This window comes from Chryseobacterium sp. HMWF035, assembly GCF_003094695.1.
GTDB classification, from domain to species: domain Bacteria; phylum Bacteroidota; class Bacteroidia; order Flavobacteriales; family Weeksellaceae; genus Chryseobacterium; species Chryseobacterium gambrini.
In genome coordinates, this window is sequence record NZ_QEHP01000144.1 from 1 (window position 1) to 2612 (window position 2612).

General features: G+C 34.5%; 4 protein-coding genes. 1 reads left to right on the forward strand and 3 read right to left on the reverse strand.

Annotated features, from left to right (window positions below; genetic code table 11):
- Positions 1-61 precede the first annotated feature (61 nt).
- The gene (locus DD829_RS22625) at positions 62-379 is read right to left on the reverse strand and encodes a hypothetical protein (RefSeq protein ID WP_108408635.1); all 318 of its coding nucleotides are present in this window, start codon (positions 377-379) and stop codon (positions 62-64) included.
- 104 nt (positions 380-483) lie between these two features.
- Positions 484-1293, reverse strand: a complete 810-nt coding sequence (locus DD829_RS22630) for an SDR family oxidoreductase (protein WP_108408636.1) — start codon at positions 1291-1293, stop codon at positions 484-486.
- Between the two features lie 98 nt (positions 1294-1391).
- Here DD829_RS22630 and DD829_RS22635 point away from each other — a divergent pair, with 98 nt between their 5' ends.
- Positions 1392-1760: a MerR family transcriptional regulator gene (locus tag DD829_RS22635; RefSeq protein ID WP_108408637.1), complete on the forward strand. Its 369-nt coding sequence runs from the start codon at positions 1392-1394 to the stop codon at positions 1758-1760.
- A gap of 83 nt (positions 1761-1843) precedes the next feature.
- Here DD829_RS22635 and DD829_RS23910 read toward each other — a convergent pair.
- On the reverse strand, positions 1844-2612 hold a 769-nt coding region (locus DD829_RS23910), incomplete at its 5' end, for a hypothetical protein (protein WP_228408273.1).

Sequence of the window (2612 nt, forward strand, 5' to 3'; positions counted from 1 at the left end):
AAAACCAAAACAGAAATACAATTAATTGGAAATCAAATAGTTAAATTAAAAAAAACATTATTCAAAATAATAAAAAAAATCTTCCGACCATGACTAGGTTGGGAGTGATGTAAATGGCGAGGTTATCCTGAGAAACTTCGGTATTTCCGGATTCGTACAAGCCTGCCGGAATTTCGAGCTGCCTGATTTTATGAAGTAGTCTTTCTTTGGTTGAGGTAAATCGTTTCAACTGTGCTTTATCGGCTTTCAGTCCTGTTTCGGGGTTGTATTTTTTTCTTGCGAGAAGGGCAACGTAATATTGTTCATTGGGCAGTAGTTCAGGAAGCCAGTCTATGAATTGCTGTAATTTTTCTTCGTTGTGTATGATTTTGTAGTTCATTGGTTTTTAATTGTGTCTGAAGGTTTGTGAGTTTGACTTCTACAGCAAAGAAAATAAAAATTAAATAAAAAACCGGACAACTTTTAAAGTCCGGTCTGTTTTTGTTAGTTTTCAAAAAAGCGTTTTTTGTTTTCTTCGAAGAATACCTGATCTCCGACCTGTCTGCGGAGTGCGATGGTCTGTTTAGAATCTTCTCCTGCAAAATATCGCAGTTGGTTTTTACCGTCTGTCGCTGCTTCGTACACGACTTCTGCAATCTGCTCGGGAGTGGAATACTGGAAAATTCTGTTGGGATCTCTGAATACTTCCCAGACTTTTTCAGTCATTTCCTGATATGCAGGATGCGCTCCCATATCGAGAGAACGGCTTGCAAAATCGGTGGAAATTCCGCCCGGCGCAATGGTTTTGATGGTGATTCCGAAAGGATTGAGTTCAAATGCCATACTTTCTGACCAACCTTCGAGAGCCCATTTGGTAGCGTGATACAGTGAAGCCAGCGGAAATGCAACGTGACCGCCAATGGAAGTGGTGGTTAAAAACAATCCTTTTTTATGTTCTCTGAAATAGGGGATGAAAGCCTGTGTTGTACGGATCACGCCCCATAAATTGGTTTCTAACTGTCTGCTGATCTGTTCTTCGGACAGTCCTTCCAAAGGTCCCATTAATCCGTATCCTGCATTGTTGAATACTACATCTACACCGTCCTGAATTACTTTTTCAGCGACTTGTTTGATTTCCTGCGAATTGGTAACATCCAGTTTCATCACTTTGATGTTGGGAATAGAAGAGAGTTCTGTATCGTTTTCGGGAGTTCTCATGGTTGCGACCACGTTCCAGCCTTTTTCTGCGAATAGTTTTGCAGTTGCTTTACCCAGTCCGGTAGAAGCTCCTGTAATGAAAATAGTTTTTGACATCGTTTTTTAGATTTTGTTGAAACGAATTTAATATTTACTTTTGAAACCTAAAAGTGTATAGTATACTGTATGGTTTTAATTTTAACGAAAATTTAACAATGAAGTATTTAATCAACCAGCTTTCGAAGGCAACGGAAATCCCGATCGGAACGATCCGCTTTTATGAAAAAAGCGGTTTAATTGCCGGAGAAAAGGATGAAAAGATAAAAAGCAACAATTACACGTATTATTCTGAGGAGGTTATCGAAAAGCTTGATTTTATAAAGGAAGCGAAGTCTGTAGGGTTTACTCTGGCAGAAATTAAGGACTGTATGGATGCATGGTTTGAAGACCGCCTGAATACGGAGGATAAAATTAAGCTAATGGATGATAAGATTGCCCAGATCAATGCGAAAATAGAGGAAATGCAGCAACTAAAGGAAAAACTGGCGTATGCGAAGGAGGTGATCCGGAATGGGGAGTGCTGATTTTTAAAAACTCCATCTTTTGGATGGAGTTTTTGGGGATTTATTGGTGAAAGGTATTTTCTAAATATTTTAATTCGAAGCTATTATATATTGTTTTTCATGTTAACCGGCATACTATTAATACCAAATCTTTCATATTTATATCTTATAAATTTTGAGTATCGATCTTCGTGAGTTGATAATAGTAATTGTTGATCTTTAAAATTATATTTTAACAGTTCAACTAAAGAATGCGCGTTTATTTCATCTAATGTTTGTAATGGATCATCAATAAATATTACACCCAACTTTGATTTGTTAAATACCTTATTTAGAACAAGCATCAATGAAATAACAGTAGCTGATAATTGTCCCGAACTTAATAGATATGCAACTTCTTGATCTTTATTATTTGGTGTAATATAAATTTGAGAGTTTTTCTCTGTTTCGAAGTGGATTGAGAGACCAGATCCTAATGAATGGTTTTGCAAAATTTTACCAGTATAAATATGAAAAGGAATGCTAATTTTATTTACAATTTCATTGGTATATTCCTTTAATTTTTTGTCAAAAACTTTCACAATCTTATCTATTTGAATCAATGCTTCATTGTAATTATTTAATTTTTCTTTAAGCTTTTGAATTTCAGAATTAATTGATACTGAAAACTGCCAATTTATATAATTTATCTTATTTTTAATATCTTCATTTGTCAATTGATTTAAAATTTCTATTTTTTTATCAAAATAAGTCTCAAAATCTAATTCAATGGTTTCTATATCTAAGTCATCAGAGAAATTTGGTTTTAAAGAATTTATGATCTCTTCTATTTTTAAAAATTCTGACTCTTTATTTTCAATATTTCTATTGTTT